This window comes from Siminovitchia fortis, from assembly GCF_003605365.2.
Classification (GTDB): domain Bacteria; phylum Bacillota; class Bacilli; order Bacillales; family Bacillaceae_C; genus Siminovitchia; species Siminovitchia fortis.
The window spans coordinates 29,576-51,502 of sequence record NZ_QYTU02000014.1; the positions used below are offsets into that span (position 1 = coordinate 29,576).

At 43.2% G+C, this 21,927-nt stretch carries 23 protein-coding genes and 1 pseudogene; 8 read left to right on the forward strand and 16 right to left on the reverse strand.

What is annotated here, in order from left to right:
• Positions 1–28: 28 nt before the first annotated feature.
• Together thiD and D4N35_RS08025 are read right to left on the reverse strand one after the other, a co-directional pair.
• Positions 29–859 carry a bifunctional hydroxymethylpyrimidine kinase/phosphomethylpyrimidine kinase gene (gene thiD, locus D4N35_RS08020; RefSeq protein WP_120072267.1) on the reverse strand — a complete coding sequence of 277 codons (831 nt, stop codon included), beginning with the start codon at positions 857–859 and terminating at the stop codon, positions 29–31.
• 678 nt (positions 860–1,537) lie between these two features.
• Positions 1,538–2,788, reverse strand: coding sequence for a DUF5068 domain-containing protein (locus D4N35_RS08025; RefSeq protein WP_120072269.1), 1,251 nt, complete (start codon positions 2,786–2,788; stop codon positions 1,538–1,540).
• A 300-nt stretch (positions 2,789–3,088) separates the two neighbouring features.
• Between D4N35_RS08025 and D4N35_RS08030 the strand changes: the two genes are divergently transcribed.
• The 4 genes from D4N35_RS08030 to D4N35_RS08045 all read left to right on the forward strand — a co-directional run bounded on the left by D4N35_RS08030 (position 3,089) and on the right by D4N35_RS08045 (position 4,986).
• Positions 3,089–3,517 carry a DUF5392 family protein gene (locus D4N35_RS08030; protein ID WP_120072272.1) on the forward strand — a complete coding sequence of 143 codons (429 nt, stop codon included), beginning with the start codon at positions 3,089–3,091 and terminating at the stop codon, positions 3,515–3,517.
• Positions 3,518–3,531: 14 nt separating this feature from the next.
• A complete protein-coding gene (locus D4N35_RS08035; protein WP_120072274.1) occupies positions 3,532–4,155 on the forward strand; it encodes a TetR/AcrR family transcriptional regulator in 624 nt (207 codons plus the stop codon).
• 249 nt (positions 4,156–4,404) lie between these two features.
• Positions 4,405–4,590 (forward strand): hypothetical protein, encoded by a 186-nt coding sequence (locus tag D4N35_RS08040; protein ID WP_120072276.1) that lies wholly within the window; start codon positions 4,405–4,407, stop codon positions 4,588–4,590.
• A 3-nt stretch (positions 4,591–4,593) separates the two neighbouring features.
• Entirely contained in the window at positions 4,594–4,986 is a 393-nt protein-coding gene (locus D4N35_RS08045) for an SLAP domain-containing protein (protein ID WP_120072278.1), read from the forward strand.
• Positions 4,987–5,020: 34 nt separating this feature from the next.
• Here D4N35_RS08045 and D4N35_RS08050 read toward each other — a convergent pair whose 3' ends face one another.
• The 10 genes from D4N35_RS08050 to D4N35_RS08095 all read right to left on the reverse strand — a co-directional run bounded on the left by D4N35_RS08050 (position 5,021) and on the right by D4N35_RS08095 (position 14,429).
• Positions 5,021–5,818: an HAD-IIA family hydrolase gene (locus D4N35_RS08050; RefSeq protein ID WP_120072280.1), complete on the reverse strand. Its 798-nt coding sequence runs from the start codon at positions 5,816–5,818 to the stop codon at positions 5,021–5,023.
• A gap of 18 nt (positions 5,819–5,836) precedes the next feature.
• The gene (locus tag D4N35_RS08055) at positions 5,837–6,958 is read right to left on the reverse strand and encodes an ABC transporter ATP-binding protein (protein ID WP_120072283.1); all 1,122 of its coding nucleotides are present in this window, start codon (positions 6,956–6,958) and stop codon (positions 5,837–5,839) included.
• Complete coding sequence (locus D4N35_RS08060; RefSeq protein WP_120072285.1) at positions 6,936–7,739, reverse strand: sugar phosphate isomerase/epimerase family protein; 804 nt, start codon at positions 7,737–7,739, stop codon at positions 6,936–6,938. The genes D4N35_RS08055 and D4N35_RS08060 overlap by 23 nt, the downstream gene beginning before the upstream one ends.
• Positions 7,740–7,757: 18 nt before the next feature.
• The gene (locus D4N35_RS08065; protein WP_120072287.1) at positions 7,758–8,543 is read right to left on the reverse strand and encodes a carbohydrate ABC transporter permease; all 786 of its coding nucleotides are present in this window, start codon (positions 8,541–8,543) and stop codon (positions 7,758–7,760) included.
• 12 nt (positions 8,544–8,555) lie between these two features.
• Entirely contained in the window at positions 8,556–9,443 is an 888-nt protein-coding gene (locus tag D4N35_RS08070; protein WP_430722747.1) for a carbohydrate ABC transporter permease, read from the reverse strand.
• Between the two features lie 11 nt (positions 9,444–9,454).
• Complete coding sequence (locus D4N35_RS08075) at positions 9,455–10,789, reverse strand: ABC transporter substrate-binding protein (protein WP_120072289.1); 1,335 nt, start codon at positions 10,787–10,789, stop codon at positions 9,455–9,457.
• A gap of 586 nt (positions 10,790–11,375) precedes the next feature.
• Positions 11,376–11,975 carry a glycerol-3-phosphate responsive antiterminator gene (locus tag D4N35_RS08080; RefSeq protein WP_235870333.1) on the reverse strand — a complete coding sequence of 200 codons (600 nt, stop codon included), beginning with the start codon at positions 11,973–11,975 and terminating at the stop codon, positions 11,376–11,378.
• Positions 11,976–12,087: 112 nt separating this feature from the next.
• Positions 12,088–12,540, reverse strand: a complete 453-nt coding sequence (locus D4N35_RS08085) for a stage III sporulation protein AH (RefSeq protein WP_120072291.1) — start codon at positions 12,538–12,540, stop codon at positions 12,088–12,090.
• A 219-nt stretch (positions 12,541–12,759) separates the two neighbouring features.
• Positions 12,760–13,665, reverse strand: a complete 906-nt coding sequence (locus tag D4N35_RS08090) for a DUF4349 domain-containing protein (protein WP_120072293.1) — start codon at positions 13,663–13,665, stop codon at positions 12,760–12,762.
• 53 nt (positions 13,666–13,718) lie between these two features.
• Positions 13,719–14,429 (reverse strand): YfjL-like protein, encoded by a 711-nt coding sequence (locus tag D4N35_RS08095; protein ID WP_120072295.1) that lies wholly within the window; start codon positions 14,427–14,429, stop codon positions 13,719–13,721.
• A gap of 265 nt (positions 14,430–14,694) precedes the next feature.
• Here D4N35_RS08095 and D4N35_RS18075 point away from each other — a divergent pair, with 265 nt between their 5' ends.
• On the forward strand, positions 14,695–14,838 hold the full coding sequence (locus D4N35_RS18075; RefSeq protein WP_164876314.1) for a hypothetical protein: 144 nt from the start codon (positions 14,695–14,697) through the stop codon (positions 14,836–14,838).
• 162 nt (positions 14,839–15,000) lie between these two features.
• On the opposite strand, the gene D4N35_RS08100 is transcribed toward D4N35_RS18075, so the two are convergent.
• Positions 15,001–15,615: a hypothetical protein gene (locus tag D4N35_RS08100; protein ID WP_120072297.1), complete on the reverse strand. Its 615-nt coding sequence runs from the start codon at positions 15,613–15,615 to the stop codon at positions 15,001–15,003.
• A gap of 286 nt (positions 15,616–15,901) precedes the next feature.
• Between D4N35_RS08100 and D4N35_RS08105 the strand changes: the two genes are divergently transcribed.
• Both D4N35_RS08105 and D4N35_RS08110 read left to right on the forward strand, forming a co-directional pair.
• Positions 15,902–16,738, forward strand: coding sequence for a YitT family protein (locus D4N35_RS08105; protein ID WP_120072299.1), 837 nt, complete (start codon positions 15,902–15,904; stop codon positions 16,736–16,738).
• 452 nt (positions 16,739–17,190) lie between these two features.
• Entirely contained in the window at positions 17,191–18,054 is an 864-nt protein-coding gene (locus D4N35_RS08110; protein WP_120072301.1) for an EamA family transporter, read from the forward strand.
• Between the two features lie 90 nt (positions 18,055–18,144).
• On the opposite strand, the gene D4N35_RS08115 is transcribed toward D4N35_RS08110, so the two are convergent.
• Together D4N35_RS08115 and D4N35_RS08120 are read right to left on the reverse strand one after the other, a co-directional pair.
• Positions 18,145–18,345 (reverse strand): cold-shock protein, encoded by a 201-nt coding sequence (locus tag D4N35_RS08115; protein ID WP_120072303.1) that lies wholly within the window; start codon positions 18,343–18,345, stop codon positions 18,145–18,147.
• Positions 18,346–19,311: 966 nt separating this feature from the next.
• On the reverse strand, positions 19,312–20,019 hold the full coding sequence (locus D4N35_RS08120; RefSeq protein ID WP_120072305.1) for a nucleotidyltransferase domain-containing protein: 708 nt from the start codon (positions 20,017–20,019) through the stop codon (positions 19,312–19,314).
• Positions 20,020–20,090: 71 nt separating this feature from the next.
• Here D4N35_RS08120 and D4N35_RS08125 point away from each other — a divergent pair.
• A pseudogene (locus D4N35_RS08125) lies at positions 20,091–20,303 on the forward strand (IS66 family transposase zinc-finger binding domain-containing protein); the annotation flags it as partial.
• Between the two features lie 127 nt (positions 20,304–20,430).
• Here D4N35_RS08125 and D4N35_RS08130 read toward each other — a convergent pair.
• Complete coding sequence (locus D4N35_RS08130) at positions 20,431–21,909, reverse strand: MFS transporter (protein WP_120072307.1); 1,479 nt, start codon at positions 21,907–21,909, stop codon at positions 20,431–20,433.
• Between the last annotated feature and the right edge of the window lie 18 nt (positions 21,910–21,927).

A 21,927-nucleotide genomic window follows, 5' to 3' on the forward strand; every position in this document is an offset into this window, starting at 1 on the left:
CTCCCTTGAAAATTGGACCTTGCGCTCCTCATTTTTCCACTGTAACATTGACCCCTGTTTCGCCGTATTTCTGATAGGCGGCATGGTATGTGGGGCCGACTCCGCGTTTAAATGTAATGGAGTGGCGAATGGCGGCTGTGATGAATTTTTTCGCTTCCTCCACAGCTTCCTGGACTGATTTTCCTTTTGCCAGCTGGGCCGTGATGGCGGCCGAGTAGCTGCATCCCGCTCCATTTGTATGGATTGTATCAATGCGCGGCGCTTCAAGCAGATGGAATTTCTCGCCGTCAAATAACACATCGACCGCCGGTCCTTCGAGACGCCCGCCTTTGACAAGGACATATTTCGGGCCGAGCTTTTGTAATTCGGCCGCTGCCTGTTTCAAATCATCAACGGAAGTAAGCTGCTGTTCAGTTTCCAACAGCCGCGCAGCTTCCGGCATATTCGGCGTAATGATTGTGGCTAATGGGATCAGTTTTGTTTTTACAGCCTCAATGGCGTCGTCTTTTAACAGCGCAGATCCCATTTTGCCAATCATGACCGGGTCCACGACAATATTGGGGGTGCCCGATTCCTCAATCCACTTGGCCACATGGGTGATGATTTCCTCTGTAAAAAGCATCCCTGTTTTTATCGCGTCCGCCCCAATATCGCGCAGCGCCGTATACACCTGTGCTTCAATAGCATCAAATGCAATCGGAAAAACACCCTGATCTGTGCGCGGATGATTGGCGACAATCGCAGTAATAGCACTTAACCCAAACACATCCATCTCCTGGAATGTCTTTAAATCCGCCTGAATTCCGGCTCCGCCCCTTGCAGCAGAACCCGCAATCGATAATGCTCTAGGTATGCTCATATGATCAATCCTCTCTGGCCAATCAATCAACTTTGTATCAGTTTTTTTATAAAAAATCCTAGTAACATTATCCTGTATCCAACCGGTACATTGCAAGGGTTTGACCCCGTGATTTGGGAACGTTTATTTTCTCTATATTCATACAGACGGGTCAGCATCCATGATTTAATGAATTCGATTCCGGAGCAAGCTGTTTATTAAAACTTATGTTGATCACATTGAAATTGGGATAAGGGGCTTGAATTACTGTGAAACTGGGCTTTCACACATTGAGGCTGAGCTGTGCCATATCTCTGTTTTTAAAAAATAGTCGCTGATCAAAACGACAACCATGGTCAGGCAAAAAACACGTATGACTACCGAAGAAGAGTTAAATTCAAATACTCGGGAGGCATTGGATACGTATGACTACCGAAGAAGCGTTAAATTCAAATACTCGGGAGGCATTGGATACGTATGACTACCGAAGAAGCGTTAAATTCAAATACTCGGGAGGCATTGGATACGTATGACTACCGAAGATAAGGCAAATCGAAAACCCAGCCGGGCAGCATTAATTTTCGCAAGTGGAACGCGCATTTTCGCCCATCAAAGCCGCCTCCCTTTAAGTCTTCCATACAAAAAATCCGGCTCAAAATAAACGAATCATTTTGAGCCGGACCAACTACCATCCCTGAATTATTCCTTCACAGGCAATTCAAACGTAACAGATTTCTCTTTAAACAGTTCCTTGGCGTTCTCATCTTTTAGCGGGCCAACCTGCATATCAAACTTTTTAAAGATGTCAAATTCGTCTTTCCTGAACAGGAAAACCGTGAGGAATTCATCTTTGTTCCCTGGGTTTGATGTACCGGAATAGTTCGGCTCAAGCATTCCCTGGTTGAACATGGTTCCGCGGTCCCCATCGATCGTCAATTTTCTGTCAACCAAAAATTTATCAAATGGCGTGTCGCTTCCGTTTTCAATGGTCATTTTTACAGTCAACGCCACCAGACCGCTATCCCCAAAGTTCGAAAACCTTTCCGCATGGCCGTCTGTCGGAGTTACGTCGGCATACTGCACGCCGTTAAGCGTTATTTTTACACCATCAATTTCTTTTGTTTCATTAATCTCAGTATTCTCAAAAAAGATTTCCTTGTCCGCAATATTGTCTGTCACCATTTTATCCTGATACAGTTCCCCTGATGCTGCGGCTTTTTCGGCCCCTTTATCATTAAATGGCAATTTAAAAACAGCGTCTTCGCCCAATCGTTTGGATGTGTCGTTATTCAGCCATAGCGCATCGATTCTCAATGTCGGTGAACTCAGCTTCTCAAATTGTGCTTTCGTCATTGAATGGGCGTTCATTCCGGTGAAGCTTTTTCCTTTGGAATATTGGGAAGCATCTTTCGTACTTTCATCCTTCAGCCATTGGTCTCGATCGACCAGATGCTGTCTCGGGATAATGTAATCCACCCCGTTATCCGCCAATAAGGTTACGCCGCCCGCATAAAATACGTCTTCATCGGACTTGTTATCCAATGTCATTTTATATGTAAGAACATAACCCTCATCCTCACCATCGAAGTTCGTCTTACTTGATTCATTCATATTGGAAACATGGACAATTTGATACTCATCAATTTCCATTGTCACCTTATCGCTGTACGCATGTTTCAATCCCGGGTTTTTATTCGTATACACCACTTTCACATCTGCGTCCAAATCCTCTGCGATATATGGATTCAACACTGATCCATCGTCTTCTTTTTCAGCGGACTCCTTTTCCTCTTCTTTCGGTTCGGCATCCGCTTCTACAGCCTTAGTATCGTCTGTTTTCTCTTCTGTCGTTGCCGGCTTCGCTTCTTCTTTTTTATCATCGGCCTTGCTTCCGCATGCGCCCAGCAATAGGACAGCCATTACAAACATGGCAAGTTTTTTAATGAGCATTCCATAGTCCCCTTTTACATTTTCTTTTCAAAGGTATCATAGCATTTACAAAGTGCACTGAGGGCTTTTTGAAAAAAACGAAACAATTGGCCTACCTGTTTAATTGGGCACTATTAGTACTTAAGACTTGTTTGTTTCCTTATATTAACAAATATAACTATCTATTGTTTTTAGTCGTTGTTTTTTCACATATTAGTTCAAATTTCGACATGGGACCATTTGACGAATGACACATTGTCATTTATACTGGAAGTGTAGACATGACATTGTGTCATAATAAAAATGAGGAGTGAAGCAGCTATGACTCCAATGGCAAATATCCCTCCTTTTATCCAGAGGGAGCTTGAAAAACTGAATGAGCTGATAACCCCTTTAATGAAAAAGGCGTCCAAATACGGATTTTGGTCCCTGCCTTTGATCCTTATTTCTGTTTTCAATCTGGTCACCATCTTATTTTTCATTCCGGACAGGCAGAACATGGTGCTGACCATCATCCTGTACGCAGTGCTGGGGGCACTTGGCATGGCGCTGTCCAAGGAAGCGAAACACCAACGGAAAGAAATTCAAAAAATCAGCGCGGATTATGTCATCAGCCGGATTGAAAAAAGCGACATGGCTTCGCCTTCACTAAAAAGGAAATACACGGCAATGGTGAAGGAATCGCCGGTACTGGCCATCAATCACTTTGTAAAATTTTTGGAAGCGGAAAATAGAGAAAATCAATATTAAAGGATGAAGGAATCATGCCTAAATTGACATTTTACAATTTACCCGATGAAAAAAGACAAACATTGATTCAAGCGCTCAAAAGTGAATTTTCAAGGGTACCTCTGTTTGAGGCTTCCGTTTCCAACATTGTAAAAGCAGCGGGAATCCCGCGTGGAAGCTTTTATCAATATTTCGAGGACAAAGACGATGCTTTTTTCTACCTGCTTAACGAACTGGCGGAGCAGGAAAAATATAATTTCCTCTCCATCCTCAGCATGCATAACGGAGACCCGTTTGAAACAGCCATTGATTTTTATAAACGAATGCTTGAAGAAGAGGAGCATTTCCACTTTTTGAAAAATGCTTTGTTAAACATGACGCAAAAAATTGAAAGTTTCTTTGGAAGAATGATCACCGACCCTGACAAAAACAGCGAAAACTTTAAAGCGACTGCTGCATTAGTTGATCGAAGCAGCTTAAATATATCCAGCGAAAAGGAGCTGTATCACGCTTTACAAATCATTTCGACCATTATATTTAGAAATTTAGCCGAAACATTTGCGCACAATCTATCCCCTCATGAATCTTTGGCTAATCTTAAAACAGAAATCAATCTGATTAAAAGAGGACTTGTCCGGGAATCTACACTCACAAAATAATGGCAGGGAATCGATATCCCTGTCATTATTTTTCCCAAAACAAGTCTCAGCTTTTTTATTTCCCATCAAAATTTTTCATGAATCCTAATAAATTAGGTTATTTTAAGTGAATTCGAAATGTCCTGACGGGCTTGGAAAATATTTCTCGGGAAATATGTCGAAACGGAGTGTTATTGGTGTTTCCCCCACCTTCTCCTATAAAATAGGTTATAGACAAAAAACAAGAAATATTTTTTAAGGAGTAAAAAAATGGGACCCATACAATTAACAATCACAATGGCTGCATTTGTAATCATCAAAAATTACTTTTATGAAAAAGAAAAAAGAAAAATTACTGTTACAGAAACCATTATAGAAATAATAGGAGTGGTTTCTCTTATCATGATCATTGACTACTTTATTTTAGATGGAATCAAAAAACTGAAAGGCGGGTAAAGCATGGTCAAGCTTCATTTTCATCCTGTTTGGGATAGCAAATTAACAAAGGAACAGAAGGATGAATTGGTGAAAATCTTAAAGTCACTGTCCAAACCATCAGGCGACCTGGAAGCTGCACTCGTCAGAGGGAAATATAAGAAAAACGGCGGATTGGTTGCAACTGTCCTATTATTGAACGGTCGGGAAAAGAGACTGGAAATCGGCCGCATCAAAGTACAAATAACGGACGATAAGGGAGTAGTTGTTGCAGAGGAAACTTTTGATCCAAGTCTGCATCTGGAGCCGGATACTGCACAGCCGTGGTCATTTGTCTTTTCCAAAGAATCAGTTCGAATACCAAACGCAAATCCCATGATTTGGAAAATAAACCTCCTGATAAACGGGCAAATATAAGAATTCGTTGTATTTGCCCGTTTTTTGCGTCTCCTTAACACGGCTGCTTCACATCCACAAACAATGTGTTGAGATCATTCACAATATAATCGGGATATATCTTGGCTTTGTCGACTTCCTCTTTTCTCGTCACACCAGTCAAGACGAGACAGGTACTAATTTCATTGAACTTTCCCAATAAAATATCGGTTTCCAGGCGGTCGCCTACGATCAGACACTGATCCCTGTCCACATTTAGCTCCTTAAGGATCCGCTCTCCGTAAAAAACGGAGGGTTTCCCAGTCACCTGGAAGATGGACTGACCTGAAGCGACTTCAATAGCACGGGCAATCGCATACGTGTCGGAAACGACCCCTCCCGGAACCGGACAGGTAGGATCCGGATTTGTCACAATAATTTTCGCACCGTTTCTGACAGCGTTCATGGCCAAGTTCAATTTGTCATACGTAAAAGTACGGTCAAGGCCGACCAGTACATGAGTCGCTTCCATCGGTTCTTCTGTCATGTTCAATTGAAAATAGTTAAATTCAGTCTTGATTGCTTCTTCGCCGACAACATAAATGACGGCGTCTGGAAAATTCTCTGCAAAATACAATGCAGATATGAACGGACCTGTAAGAATTTCCTCATGACAAACATCGATTCCCAATGTTTCCAGTCTCCGCTGGCAGTCTTCCCGTGTCTGCGTGGGTGAGTTTGTAATAAACAATAACTTTTTGTCGTTCATCCTTAACGCTTCCAGCATTTCTTTTGCACCAGGCAAAATTTCATTCCCCAAATAAATCGTACCGTCCAAATCGAAACAATACGCCTCAAAGTCATTTATATACATTCACTGTTCCCCCCAATATCAAGAAGAAGTTAGTAAAGCCCCATGATAAACTTCCAGGCTCTTTAGCCGTTTCTTTGTGCTTTTGTCGAATAAATGGATTGCATTTTCATTAAAAGAAAGATAAATTGGATCTCCCGTTTTCAAATGATCATCAGTCTTGCATTTGACCACAATCTGCTGGCCGGCCAACCGTGTATGCACGAGCATTTCCGCCCCATTGGTCTCAATTAAATCCACGACGCCTTTTATTGAGGTTTTTTCTGCGGAAATGGTGATATCCTCAGGCCTGACCCCCAGGATAACCGCCTTGCTCTTATGTTTCTTCAAAAGCAGCTGCTCACTTTTCGAAAGTGGATAGACCGCCTCTCCGGAACCGATGATAAATTGATTCCCTTCAATATTTCCTTCGAAAAAATTCATCCCGGGCTGCCCAATAAAACTGGCTACAAATACATTTTCAGGAGATCTGTACACTTCAGAAGGTGTGCCGATCTGCTGAATCTCACCGTCTCTCATGATGACAATTCTTGTCGCCATCGTCATCGCTTCCGTTTGATCGTGAGTTACATAAATCGTCGTTGTTCCCAACTGGCGGTGCAGCCTGATAATCTCAGCGCGCATTTGGACACGGAGCTTCGCGTCCAAATTGGACAGCGGTTCGTCCATCAGAAAAATACTGGAGTTCCGAACAATTGCCCTGCCAAGCGCAACTCTTTGCCTCTGCCCGCCGGAAAGTTCTTTCGGCTTCCTCTTCAGCAAGCTGCTCAACCCAAGGATTTCAGCCGCCTCTTCAACTTTCGCCTTCACTTCATTTTTCGGCACCTTTTGGCGTCTCAATCCAAAGGCCATATTTTCAAAAACAGTCATATGGGGATAAAGTGCATAGTTTTGAAAAACCATGGCAATACCCCGATTTTTCGGTTCCACATCATTGACTCTTTGGCCACCGATTAATAAATCCCCTCCTGAGATATCCTCTAAACCTGCAATCATCCTAAGGGTTGTTGATTTTCCACAACCAGAAGGGCCAACCAGTACAATAAATTCCTTTTCCTGAATATCCAGGTTGAAGTTCCGCACAGAATAATCGTTGCTTCCAAGATATTTTTTACACACGTCACGTAATTGAATGTTTGACATCCTGCATCCCCCAGCTATTGATTTTGACCAGATTCATCGAATGTTCAGCACGATCAACCGTATTTGTTTCAAATACATATTTGATCGGCCTGCCCTTTAACTCTTGCAAAAGTGGTTGAAAAGGGATCGTCCCTTCACCGATTTGCAAATGCTCGTCGCTTGAACCATGGTTGTCATTAATATGAAGGCCGTACAAATACGGGTATGCTTTCCGGCATTCATCTAAAAACCCAGCCTGCCCATTTATATAGCAGTGCCCTGTATCCAGCATTATGCCAGCACGCGGATCATCGATCATTTGGATGACTGAAACGAGCTCATCAATAGAGGTACCTATAGCATTTTCCGCATCAGGAACATTTTCAATCAGCAGCCTTGTTTTTTCAGGCAATTCCTGCAGCATTTTGTTTGAAAAATCGGCCGCTGATTTCAGCCCGCCATCAATGGAAGGATTGCTGCCCAGATGGAATAGCACATATTCCACTTCCAGTATTTTGGCTATCGACAAACATTTCTTCCAAATTTGTTCCGTCTCTTCATCTGGAGAAGCGGGATTGAACCCTTCAATGGGCAGATGAAATCCGAAAGAAACATCGTTCTCTTTTGCAAGTCTTGCCAAATTTCCGATTTCTGACCTTTCCATATACAGCAGGAGCCTGCCATGATACTTTCCTTCTCCCATGATTTCAATCGATTTCCAGCCGCCTTTTAACATAAGAGCTTCAACGGCCGGCTCAATGGGCAATGCGAATAATGTATAAGTCGAAATAGAGTAACCCAATAATCATCCGCCTTTCTGTTACTTGATTCCTGAATGCATGAAGCTTGATATGAACTGCCTTTGAAAAATGAAGAAAGCCATCAATAGCGGCAAAGCGACAAACAAAGTGGCAGCACCGACCACTCCCCACTGCGCTCCGGAGTCAGATGCTTTGGCAAACATCGAAAGCCCGACAGTCAGCGGCCGATTCATATCGGAATCCGTGATAATCAGCGGCCATAAAAAGTTGCTCCATTGATGGCATACTGATATAAGTCCAAAGGCGATATAAGTTGGCTTCGCCAAAGGCACATATACATGCCAAATCGTCTGAAGCCGGCTGCACCCTTCCATTTTTGCGGCTTCTTCCAATTCATAGGGAACACCTTTAAAGGTCTGCCTCAGCAAGAAAATTCCAAAAGCAGAAATGAAGTAAGGAACCATGATCGCCAGCTTAGTATCGTAGATTCCGAGCTGGGCAATCGTGTTTGAATTTGGAAAAATCAACAGCTCAATCGGAATCATAATTTGCACAAGGTACAAGAGGAACATCATCCCCTGTCCGATGAAATTCATCCGGGCAAATGCATAGGCAGCAAGCGTCATCGTGACAAGCTGGACAGCCAGAATGACAATGACAATAACGAGCGTATTGATATAATATTGCGCGAAAGGAGCCGTCCTCCAGGCTTCGGCAAAATTATTGAATGTCAGCGAAAATTTCTCTGCCTTTGTGTCTGTAAAGGCCATATAGATGATTCCGAAGAGCGGAAGGGCCCAAAGCAGAGCCAAAACATATGTCGAAATATTGATGAGGCGATTCAACTGTATACCACCTTAACTGTAATGAATTTTACGGTCTGCTCCAAAGAACTGAATGGCTGCGACCATCAGCATCAAAACTAACACAACCACTGTCGCAGTCGACGCTTTCCCGTAATCCATGAAACGGAAAGTACTTTCATAGATGTAGTAGAGCAGCAGATTGCTGGCATTGTTTGGGCCGCCCTGTGTCATCACGACAAGCTGGTCCACGGTTTTGAACGCATTCGTTGTCGCGATGATAAAAGAGAACAGGGTTGTCGGCATCAGCAATGGAAAGATGATTTTTCTAAATTGGACCCACTTGGACGCTCCGTCCATATAGGAAGCTTCAAGCAGTTCCTTAGGAATATTTTGTAGGGCGGCCAAATAAAAGATCATAAAGAATCCGGCTTCCTTCCAAATCACCATCACCATGATGGCAATAAGGGCTGTACTTGAATTCCCCAGCAGATTCATTTCCCCTGCTCCAAACATCTTGAACAGACTATTGACCATCCCGTACTCCGGCGTATAGAAAAACAGCCATATGAACGCCGCAGTCACCATCGGAATCACAACCGGGTAAAAGAAAAATGTCCTTGCAAGACTGCTCCCTTTCATTGCACGATTGACCAGCATTGCAAGCCCCATTCCGATCAACACGCTTGTTGGTACGGTCCCAACCGCAAACCAGATATTATTGATCAACGCCTTCCGAAACACCTCATCTTCCCACATCATTTTAAAATTGTCCGCACCGATATAAACGGGATCCGCTGTTGACAGATCTGATTGAAAAAAACTCGTAAACAGCGTCTTGATCATCGGATACAACGTAAACATGATGAGGAATATGAGGGACGGAAGGAGAAAAAGCCATGCTGTTGCATTTTCTTTCATGTTTTTTCCCAATTCCTTCACCTCATGAAAACTTATTTATATGGCTTTAACAGGGATTCAGCCTGTTCTTGAGCCTGATCCAATGTTTTGTCCACGTCAGCTCCATCAATTGCCGCCTGAATGGCATCTGATAAAATCTTGATGATTTTCCCTTGCTCGTAAACCGAGATTTCCTTATGTGCATTTTCCAGCTGCTGCATGGCAGTCAGGGCCTGCGGGAATGAATCTGTGTACTCTTTTAATGCTGGAGTTTCATAGCTTGATTGACGTGTTGCAATATAGCCTGTGTCAATGCTCCATTCCGCTGCACGCTCAGGATCCGCAATCCATTTAATAAATTCCATGGACGCAAGCTGTCTTTCTTCTGCAATATCCTTGAAGATATAGAAGTTCCCCCCGCCTGTCGGAGTAGCAGCGCGCTTATTTTCCGGCAAGAAGGCAACGCCAAATTCAAAATCAGCGTTATTTTTAACATTCGTCAGGTTCCCTGTGGTAGAAAGCATCATAGCCGTTTTACCTTCAATGAAGTCAGTAGGAACAGTATTCCAGTCAAGTACGCCTTCGGGCATCACCTTGTGTGTCTTAGAAAGGTCAATCCAATATTTTAGAGCTTCCTTGGCCGGTTCGGAATCAAAATAAACCTCTTTTCCGTCGTCACTCATCAGGTTTCCTTCACCAGCCTGGAGTGCTAAAGCCTGATAGATCCAATAACCGCTGATCGTAGCCGGCAATTCAATCCCCCATTGGCCGTCCTTCGTAAGCTTTTTACCATACTCCACAACCTCATCCCAGTTGGCAGGAGCAGCTTCCGGGTCGAGGCCCACTTCCTTGAACAGATCCTTGTTGTAATAAAGCAGGACCGTGCTTCGCTGGAACGGGACAGACCATGTTTTCCCTTCCGCCTGGGAATTCAGCATGAATCCAGGGAAGAAGTCATCCATCATTTTTTTTGCTTCCGGATCTTTTTCAATCATATCGTCCAGTGGCAGGATAGAGTCCTTCAATTGGAAGAGGTCAACGGACAGAAGAACCGCCATATCCGGGGACTTTCCGTTTTTTACAGCCGTCTGGACCTTCGTCATGGACTCATCATAGTTCCCGCTGTAGACCGGCGAGACCGTTACTTTTTTTCCATTCACTTCAATTCCTTCTTTATTGAACTCCTCTGCATATCCGTCAATCACTTCCGTAATTTCACCGCCGACGTTCACCGGGTAATACCACGTCAGATCGATCGTCTCTCCGTCAGTTGTTTCGGACTTAGCACCATCCGAATTGCTATTGGAACCGGCACTGTTGCTGCCGCATGCGCTTAATAAGCTAAAAATAAACAGGAAGAGTGCAAGAAATATGGGAGTTTTCCTCAACGCTTTCAACCTCTTTCTTTTGGAGATATTTTTACTGATAAATTGGATGCCTGTATAACGCTTAGTAGACCGGATTCCCCCCTTTTTATTAGAAAAGCGCAAGCGCCCGCCTAGCGACGTACAAACTGGAGTGGCTCCGACGAGATAAAGGAAACACGGCGACGTAGGCCGCCTCAAAACGCCACATCCTGTGGCTTCGGTGGCACTAGNCGCCTCAAAACGCCACATCCTGTGGCTGCGGTGGCACTAGGACGTCCTGGCCGTCGGCATGCTCAGAACGCGACATCCTGTCGCGTCGCTTGCACTAGTACTTCCTGTACGTCGGAGCCGATGTTGACTTATCGTAGGAGGAGGCGCGAAGTTTGCTAGTCGCTGGGCTCTGGAGCTAGACAAAGCCCCCTCCCTTTTTAAGGGGAAGCTTAGTCTGACTATTTGCTTTCTTCACGGACGAAAAGAGACCACAAATATACTGTTCATCACAACAGATATTTGCGGCCTCTCTCATTGCGCCTGTTTGCTATCTACTTTTCACTTATGAATATACTGGACTATTATTTAGCTCCCATTAATGTAATGTAAAGATTTGTTAAAGTTGGTTGAAATCAAGTTTCCACAGCTTGGCATTCGAGGTGGTAACGGCTGCAGCTCCGCGTTCCAACGCTTCTTTCGCATGGTCAGAGGTTGTCAGCAAACCACCTGTGATGACTGGAACAGGGGACACCTTCGACAGTTTTTCCAGGAAATCAGGTGCCCTGCTCGGCATAATCTCAATAATATCAGCCTGCAGGTGATCGAAACTATCCAGCAGATGCTCATAGACCTCGGTATCAATAAGAAAAACCCGTTGAATCACGAACATTCCTTTTGATTTGGCCCTCTTGATAATGCTCGACTTTGTGGTGACAATCGCAAATGGCTTGACGTAGTCGGTAATAAAATCGATTCCGTAGGGGTCCACCTGCAACCCGCCAATTTTCTCCACATGCAAAATGACTGGGAGCCCTTCCTTGTGCAGTACATCCACATACTCTTTTGCAGTTAAGATATTTCCTGTCATCAAAATGACAGCCGAAATGTTCTCCTTATATTTGATCGCCCTCTCAATCGATTTAGGCTCCTTAATGGCAGCAATCAGCTTGCGCCGCTCTAATCTCTCCCGAAACATTTTTTTCATAGGTTCATTCACTTCTGGCCCCCCCTTGTCCAGGTATTTAAGATGCTACTCCAAGTGTAACCCAATATACTTCGCCATTCACTTTGAATCCAATAAAAGAAGACGGCCATTTGCGCCGCCTCCCCTAGGATTCCATTGAGATTTCCAATCCCTCAATCTCTTTAATTTTGCCAATCAGATATTCACTTTCCGTCACAATGTAGCTTTCTTCCTCGTGAGCAATATTCACCAGCCACGGTTTCCCTTTTTTCAGAAAAGACAAATCCTCCGGCAGGTCAGGCTGCAGCCAAGAATGGAGGGAATTGGCCGTTTTTTTAACAACCTCCCTGGCGTAATCATCCGTATGATAATAATAAACTTTCGCTTTTTGTCCCCCAACCAGTATTGTACCTGTCCACTCATTCGTTTTCTTCATCACTTTCAGGGAGCCTTCCAGCTCCTTCAGCACAGGTTGAAGCTTCCGAGTGGAACCCAAATCCTTTCGGACGACGAGGTGGAACTCATCGCAAATATCAAAAGCCAAATCTATCAGCTGTTCGTAGACTTTTCCTTGAGGGTCTTTTTCTATAAAAATCATGGCTAAAGTTCCTCTCATATTCGTTAATAATTTTCAGAAAATTAATCTTTACAATTTATTATTGTGTAGGTATACTAAAGGCAGCCAGGGCCAAAGCAAGAGAGAGTTATTTCTTTTTGTATAAAGAAATAACTGCGGCGACCACTGATACGATTAGGCCTGCAGCCACTTCCTCGATCAAGGGGAGTGGCTGCTGCCCATTCTGCCTGTATGGACCAACTATTCCTTCGGCGTCCTACGCTTCCTTTTAACAACATAATAAATCCCCACTCCAATCAGCACCAAAAGAATAATGATTGGCAAATTCCCTACAAGGAACACAACCAACCCCGATGCCGCAGCAAGCAAAAAGTTCAGGCTGACAGCCAGCTGCTTTTTCGTCTTTTCCCATGTATTTAGATCATTGCCGCCCACTCCGGGCACAACGACTTTGCTTTCCTGCATGAAGATTTCGACCGTTGAATAGGACGTCTGATTTTCGAGATACTTCATCTTGCCGACAAGGACTTCAATCTCTTCCTGCACTTTCGCCAAGTCACTGGAAATTTTTAATAAATCCTCAGTCTTTTGCGCGTCCTTCATAAAATCAAGGAGCCTTTCCTCCACAGCCCGCTTTGATTTCAAGCGTGATTCCAGATCCACATATTCCTCCGTGACGTCTTGACCCGAAACATTTCTGCCCAACACCTCAGCAGCTTCATCTTCTGCATCATTCAAAAAAGCCTGGAAATGTTTTTCCGGAATCCGGACGATAACATGCCCGCTCATCAGTTCATTTTCATCCCGATATTCGTTAGACTCTACGACATAGCCGCCGTATCCCTTCACTTTCTTCTCGATATTTTGCTTAGCTTTTTTAAGGTTCTTCACCTGAACTTCCAAATTTGCCCGATGAATGATCATTCGGTCACTTGTTTCAATCTGACTTTCTTTCGGCTCTTCAGCTGTGGCCGCATCTTCCTGATCTTCCCCATCAAGTACGGCCATCTCATTCGAGCCCGCAGACTCGTTCATTTGAGCCATATCATTCGCCGACTTTGATTCCTCGGAATCGCTCGAACTGCACGCACCCAAAAAGATAAGAAGAACTGCAGCGAAAAAACCATTCAAGCATCTCTTGTTCATCCATTGATCCCCCTTTCTACATTAGACGTTTCAATGTTAAAAAAATTACAGGTTTAATCGTCCAAAGCCATATCTGTCTCCATATCATATTTGCTTAGCGAACAAGATTTCTTGGCCTGCTGGACAGACTTAATTTCAGCCTCTGACTTTGGCGGGCAAGTGATGAAGGTTTCGATCCCTTCTTTTTTATCGGTAAAATTGAACGCAGAATCAATTGCTGGTGAAAGGGCTTGTACTTTTTCAACGAGCGCGGTTAGCCTTTTCCATTCTTCCTCAGATTCCGAAAAAGGCTGCCCTATTTCAAGACGGACCCCCAACATGGCTTCAGTTTCATCGAAACGTGGAATCTCAGGCCCTTTTACGATATCCAAGCTCTCATAAGTGGCATAGCTCGTATCAACCGATGCGCCAGGATAAATTTCTTTTGCAATGGGCCGGACCGCGTCCTTCAATTGGCGTGCCCATAAAACTTCAGGATAAATATCCACATATGTATATTCCGCAAAGCCTTCCTCCGCATAAAACTCAAGCTCTGGATCCGATGCAGGATAAAACCACGCACCGTAGCTTCCATCTTTAAAATTGTAAAAAGACTCTTTCAGGGTAAAATTCTGTTCATATTTTTTCTCCAAGTAGTTCTCCAGTTTCGCAGCCACCGCCTTTTCCTTCCAGGGCAAACCATAAACGCCGCTTGCAATCCAAGCTGCAATCCCTATCACGATGACCACGGCCGAAATAATTAAAAACCTTTTTCTGCTTTTCATAAAGTTCCCCTTTTAATGATTTCTCTTTTTCTATAGTATATAGGAAAATGCAATGGAAAATTATGCCCTTATTAAAAATTCGAAATTTCACGGAGGCGTAGAAAAAATAGCTGCCGGGGCTATTGGAAGCCTTGAAAGGGATCGAGATGTGCTACGGACAAACACAGGAATGCACGACAAAAAAACTTTCCTAATTGACAATCCTTGCGGATGATAATGACAATAGCCATTTTGTGTTTTTTCATAAAAAAGGGGTGTACTGTAGATGGAAATGCGTAAATTAAAAATGACTGAAGGTGTGTCAGCACCTTCAGCCTATACAATAGCTTGGTTCCCTTCAAGGGAACCGGTAGCAGAGGAAATAAGCCACCTGAGCCGAACTCAAGAGTGGATTATTTTTTTGAAATGACAGTAGCGCTATACAGCAGCGTTTTCTAACAATATCAATTATATTATCTTTGAGACTACATTAATGGTCAGCTTGAATACGCTCTTAATTAGACCAGATGAATTATTTTTTAAAAAAGGCTGAGCATCACTGTATCCATATTCCATTAAATTCCTATATTAATTACCTTGCCTCTTCGGCTTGAAACGTCCAAATAACGTCATTGGTGGTTCCGGCTGCAACGAGCCCTGGTGACTTACGCAAAAAATATTTATCCGAATGATAGACATCGGTTATCATTTGACCGGACTTTTCTTCACCGGGGGCAAGTTCGCCCTCTATTGATTCAATGCTGCTAAAATAACTGGATACATCCGAATAACCCGACCCCTCCAGATCTTCAGTTATTTCGAGTGATCCTACAAGGTCTGACGCGTCCAAACTTTTCTCGCTTGTGTTCTTTACAGTAAGGTCTAACACAATCAGCTCATCTAATTGTGGGGTTTCGCCATCCAACTCTTCAATTAATTTAGCGCTATGCAGTGTAATTTCATAAGTTCCCAAAGTTGTATCAAACTTAGCCGTATCCCCCATCTGTAAATCTAATTGATCCTCTGCTTCAACTTTAAAACCACCGCTTTTTGACTCTTTAACCTTGGAAGCATCATCCGCTGCCGTTTCAGATGGTTCTTGAGTTTCGGATTCAACCTTTTTTGAACCTTCACTTCCAGACCCACAAGCTGAGGCAAGCACCATAAATGCAAACAATAAGAGAACAACAAAAAATCTTTTTAGCATTATATCCTCCCAAATTAGTATTTGATTACCAATAAATCTAGCATTCCTATACTCATCTAATTAGTAAAACTTTATTTTTCCGTATGATTGTACAAATAATATAACATAATAACGTTTATTTCAAATATTCCCACAACCTAACTCCTCCTCCTTGTCTCCAAAGGCAAAAGCCACATTTTCAAACTTTTCCTGTTCTCCCCCCTTCTATGTTAAGATGGCAATGGTATTTTGAAAAGAAAGGATTGAATGAAAAATTACGAAGCATACAACCCAAACCAAACTGTTTATGGAGTATCTCTCCATTATTTTTGGAGCCGCTTTGGTCGGCTTATCATATAATATTTTTCTCTTGCCGGCCAGGCTGGCAGCAGGCGGAGTATCCGGCATTAGTACAATTCTTTATGAATTGTACCAGTATAACCCCGCCTATGTTCAATTGCTCATAAATATTCCCGTCTTTATTGCCGGCTTTCTGCTTCTTGGCAAAGAGTTCAGCTTAAAGACACTGGCAGGCACCTTCTTCGTCCCGTTCACCATTTGGATCAGTGCCGACATCCCTTTTTCAACTGATAACCCTTTGCTGGCCGCGATCTACGGGGGAAGCCTCCTGGGAATTGGCCTTGGAATTGTTTACCGGGGAAATGGATCGACCGGGGGGCTGGCGACCGTGGCGCAAATCGTGAAGAAATATACAGGCCTGTCCAGCGGCTACTCGCAATTAATAGTTGACGGATTAGTTGTCGTTAGTTCTGCGTTCATCTTTAGCTTTGAACTGGCTTTATATGCGATGATGGCCATTTATGTGACGAGCAAAGTGATCGACTTTGTCCAGCTGCAATCTTCACCATCAAAGCTTGTGCTCATCATCACTGAGGAGGAAGAACGCGTACAAACCATTATCAAGGAAGAGATTGACCGGGGCCTTACAAAAATCCGTTCAATCGGCGGCTTTTCCAACAAAGAAAAAACAATGATCCTCTGTGTTGTCGAGCAGCAGGAAGCCGTTTATTTGAAAAAAATAATGCAGGAACAGGAACCTGACTCCTTTGTCGTCTTCCTCAACGCATCCGAAATCCTTGGTAGAGGCTTTTCCCTATCCAAGGTCCATGATACCGCAAAGTGAAAAAGACAAGCCCATTTTTCGAATCAGAAGCTCTTGATTAAAGGAGAGCTTCTGATACCTTTTGAAAAAGGCGGCTTTACATGTGACTCTTTATCCCATCTTCAGATTCCAGTTTGTGTGTAATGACAGTAAAGTTGTTTATTTACACCGTCCGGAAATGTGGACAAATAACTTACTCAAATATATGTCCCGTTTGTTGAGGATTAAAGGGCTGGCACTGTTAAACAACTTTATTGCCACTCAACAGTTTGCCCCTCCATTTTCACATGACAAGAACTGCAGCTTCAGGAGAGCTTTGTGAAATGAATATACGATTCCACAAAACTTGGATGAATAGCCTGTTCCCCATTAACTCCCCTTCCATAGACGGATCAAATAGAACTTGGTACCATGAAATTACGCTTGAAAAGAGTCTCTGCTGAAAACTCCTGAAGAAAGCGAGGTTTTATGAATTGTCCTTATTGGCCTTTATAACCATTCTGATTTCGGCTTTCATGCATGCAACGTGGAATTATTTAGCGAAACAATCAGAGGGTGGATTCAATTTTGTCTGGCTCTATATGGCCGTCAGCACAATCATTTATCTGCCCTTCGTTATCGTTTTCTTTTTTCTGGGCGAAATGCGCTTTGGCTGGCCGGAACTGGCTTTTATATCCGGAAGTGCCGTTATCCATATGGCTTATGCCTTGACACTGCAAAAAGGGTACAAAGTAGGCGACCTTTCTATCGTTTACCCGTTAGCCCGGGGATCCGCGCCCATGCTGATTGCAGTTGCGGCCCTCTTTCTCTACGGAGAAAGACTGTCGTTTGCAGGAATGTTCGGAATCGGATTGATCGTTTTCAGCATTTTTATTTTAACGGGGGACTTGCGCCGGTTTAAGCAGCCAAACAGCGGAAAAGCGATTTTTTATGGATTATTGACCGGCTTGCTGATTTCCTGCTACACCTTGTTGGATAAAGGCGCCGTAAGTGTTGCCCTCATGTCACCATTACTATTAAACTATGGCTCTATCCTGGGCCAATTTCTGTTAATGACTCCTTTGGCCTTTAAAGACAAGGAAAAAGTGAAGAAGGAGTGGGCCATGAACAAAAAGAAAGCAGTCGGCGTCGGAATCCTAAGTCCATTGGCCTATATTCTCGTACTGATTACAATGCAGGTAACACCCGTGAGCCATGTGGCTCCTGTTCGTGAGATCAGCATCTTAATCGGCACCGTGATGGGGGCGAAAATGCTCACCGAAGGGGTCGGTGTCCGAAGGCCGGTCGCTGCCGCCATCATGGTCGCGGGAATCATATCTGTGGCCCTGAGCCAATGAAGGGGTCAGAACCCCTTTAACTGACTAAAGGGGACACCCCCTCCAACAACAAAAAAACAGACCCTGCACAGGGCCTGTCATAAGCTTTCATTAAGCTTTTTGAACGTTTGAAGCTTGTGGGCCGCGCTGGCCTTGTTCAACGTCAAAAGTTACCTTTTGACCTTCGTCTAAAGATTTGAAGCCTTCACTTTGGATCGCAGAGAAATGAACGAATACATCTTCTCCTGCTTCACGCTCGATAAACCCGAAACCTTTGTCTGCATTAAACCACTTAACTGTACCTTGTTCCATTATTTGTTTGCCTCCTGGTGCGGTAATCCGCACTTTGTTACTATCCTTGCTCAAATACTTAGACGAAAATCAAAATCTCTTCTCAATCTGAAAGAGCAAAAATAACTCTTCTTAAGATTAACGGATATGTCTTAAAATAGCAAATTTTTTCGTCTGCCAAATTCCGACAAAGATAACAAACTGCCGGCATATATCAGCGATTTTCATAATACGAATACCCACCATTAGGTTGATCTAGCTTATTTGACTCATCAAAATAAATGGCGTAATTCATTTTCTCCTCCATTTTTGACTTGAGTTATAGCAGAATGCATACTATAATTTTAATCAACAAATACTTCCGTTGGGCAATGTCTTTCCCCGCTGCCATTTTGCAGGGCTGGAGTTGGGGGGACTAATTGCTGTTCTCGATGGATTTCCATCCGGACTGCAATTTGTTTGGTCCATAAACACCCTTTCCCCGCTACCACTTTGCATGGCTAGGGTGTTTTTTATTATTATAACATACATGAGAACCAACGTTCCCTTTGTAAGGGAACTTTTTCATAAATGCTACGCCACATTTTTCACTACCTATCATCCTACACCAGTTTAGCTACCTTTACAGGGACAACTATTAAAAGGTAAATGGGCCACGGCGAAAACGAAAACGCGGACCAAAAAAAGGACGTCGACGGAAACGGAAACGTGGACCACCTATGAAGAATGGCATAAAAAAATTCCCCCTTTATGGAATGATATTATAGGTTATGCCACAAAGGTGCTCGGGGACATAGACATATATGGAGAAATCAAAAAATCAAGTAAAGTTAATACCCACAGTAGCACAAGGGATCGTTCAGTTTTTAGAAAAGTGTTTTAATTTTCGGTGCCCCGACCTGAAGTTTGCTAAATTTTGTTGAATGATGAATAGAATTAATCTGTTCCCATCAATTGATTTCTTCATTCACTCGCCCCTCGAAACCCTTACAAAAAGAATCTTTTATAACCAACAAACAATTCTCCACCATAATGATCAAGTGTAGATTGAATCAATACAATTAGTTCAGATTTATCATTTGTATTCATGTATGTTTTTGTATATTTAACTAGTTTATCGCACATATCTTTATCATATGATTTAAGGTTCCTGGCAACCCACTTTCCTTCACCAAACCAATGGCCATCTGCCCTTAAAATCAGTTCAGTTAACGTATTTATTAACTTATTTAAAATAAATAAACTTTCTTCAAAGTCTTCCGAACTTCTAAAGTCTGACAATAAATCTGTCATTTGATACCTTGCTTTATTTATTTGGTCCTCACCCCAAAGTTGTGGACCCTGTTCATAAAGTATTTTTGCCTCCTGTTGGAGTTCCTTTCCATTCCCTTGTTTATCTTCTATAAGCAGACCTTCGGCACACATTTTAATGATGGTGGGCATTCCTATATGCCTAGCTGTTTGAAATTCAACCTCCAGAGATAAAGCCGTAAAAATAAAAGCCTCTATTTTCCATCCAAGAAAGTGATAACATTCAATTCTTGGTGTTTCTGTTTCATCCATAATAATTAAGTCAATATCAGATTCTGTTGTTAAATTTCCATAAACAGCACTTCCACCTATCAAGACGATATCTGATTCAGGAAAGTGGGAATCGATAAACTGTTGAGCTATTCGCTTGATCGAGTCTCTCATATGAAACACCTCCCATATCAGGATATTCATGTAGATGGTTAGTGTTCTTGAACGCAGGAGCTGCCTGTAAGGCCGGCAGCACGACTGTCCGTGAGGAAGCAAAGTTTATCCCTGCGAAAATGGTGAAAGTACAGCACATCGAACATGCCTACGAATGTAAGGCATGCAAACAGGATGTCTCTTTGCCCGCACAAATAAAACGGGGAAATGCGCCCCAGCCGGCTATTCAGCGCAGCATTGCCAGCTCAAGCGTCCTTGCGAAGGTGCTGCACGACAAGTTCGTTCTCTAAAATAGAAAATTTCGGCCTCTCCCATCCAATTCATCGAAATATCCCAGTATCGTCCTTGCTGCTATTGCTATGCTCCATCTTTTCTCGGCAAAACCCGGCAACCTACACTGACCCCACTTTTTTATCCTATTTTTCCTTTATCGGCCTCTTCAATTTTCGCTTCTATCTGATGTTTTTCTTCACTCCACCAAAGCACCCGGTCCGTTTCTTCTAAGACTTCTTTGATTTCTTCTTCACCGGCAACTGCTGGCGGGGAACCACGGAGGGGTTTACCGGATGTACTTTTTAGAAATAAAGTAACAACCACAATCCCAATGGCCGAAGCGAATATGAGGTAATAGGCTGGCATGAGGCGATTGGCGGTCATGGCAATCAACCAGGAAATCAATAAAGGAGCCGTACCTCCAAATAATGAAGCGGAAATATTGTAAGCAATGGCCAAGCCTCCGTATCGGACTTCTGTAAAAAATAGAGAGGGTAATAGAGAAGTCATCGTACCTTTTATGGATGATAAGAGCGTTCCTAAAATCAATAATCCAAAGAAAACCTGCCAGTTACTGCCTTCCCCAATTAATAAAAAGGAGGGAATGGATAATACAATAACCCCTATCAAGCTTATTTGAATGATCCGTTTATTTCCAACTTGGTCAGCAAAATATCCCATAGCTAATACAATCGGGATCATAATAAACATGACAATCAAAATCAACAGAAGCCCTTTGGTTTCCCCATATCCTAAAACCGCCGTTAAGTGGGAGGGCATATACGTTAAGACCGTATAGTCTATCACATTATAAAAGAAGACTAACACGAGGCATAATAACAGCGATCGCCGATGGAACTGAAACAGTTCTTTCATGGAAACATGCGGCTTTCTTCCCATTTCTTCAATTTTCTCTTCCATCGCTGCAAAGGCAGGTGATTCCTCGAGTTGGTTTCGGAGATACAGCCCGATCATTCCCATCGGACCCGCAATCAGAAACGGCACTCTCCAGCCCCAATCATGCATGGTTTCTGTTCCCAAACCGTAGGTGAGTGCTGTAACCAATCCTGCCCCGAGAATATATCCGGCCAGTGTCCCCACTTCCAATCCGCTTGCCATAAACCCGCGTTTTTTATCCGGAGTCGATTCAGCAATAAAGGTCATCGCCCCTGCATATTCTCCTCCCGTAGAAAATCCTTGTATCAATCGTGCACACAGCAACAAAATAGGTGCAGTGATTCCAATGGATTCATAACTTGGGATCAGTCCGATACTGAATGTGGCAATGGCCATCATAATTAAGGTAACAGCCAAAATCTTTTTACGGCCTAATCGGTCCCCCAGCATTCCAAAAAACATCCCGCCGATGGGCCGAACGAGAAAGGCAACCGCAAAGGTGCCAAAGCTAAATACCAACTGGGCCGAATCACTGACACCCGAGTAAAACACTGTCCCGATGATGACAACCAAATAAGAATAAATTCCAAAATCAAACCATTCCATGGCATTCCCTAATGCGGTAGCCACCACAGTCTTTTTCGCAACATCCGTGTCTACAACTGTAATTTCGTCCTTACTAAATTTGTATTTTTTTCGTTTTCCTTTTTTACGATCCATTCACAAAATCCTCCTTAC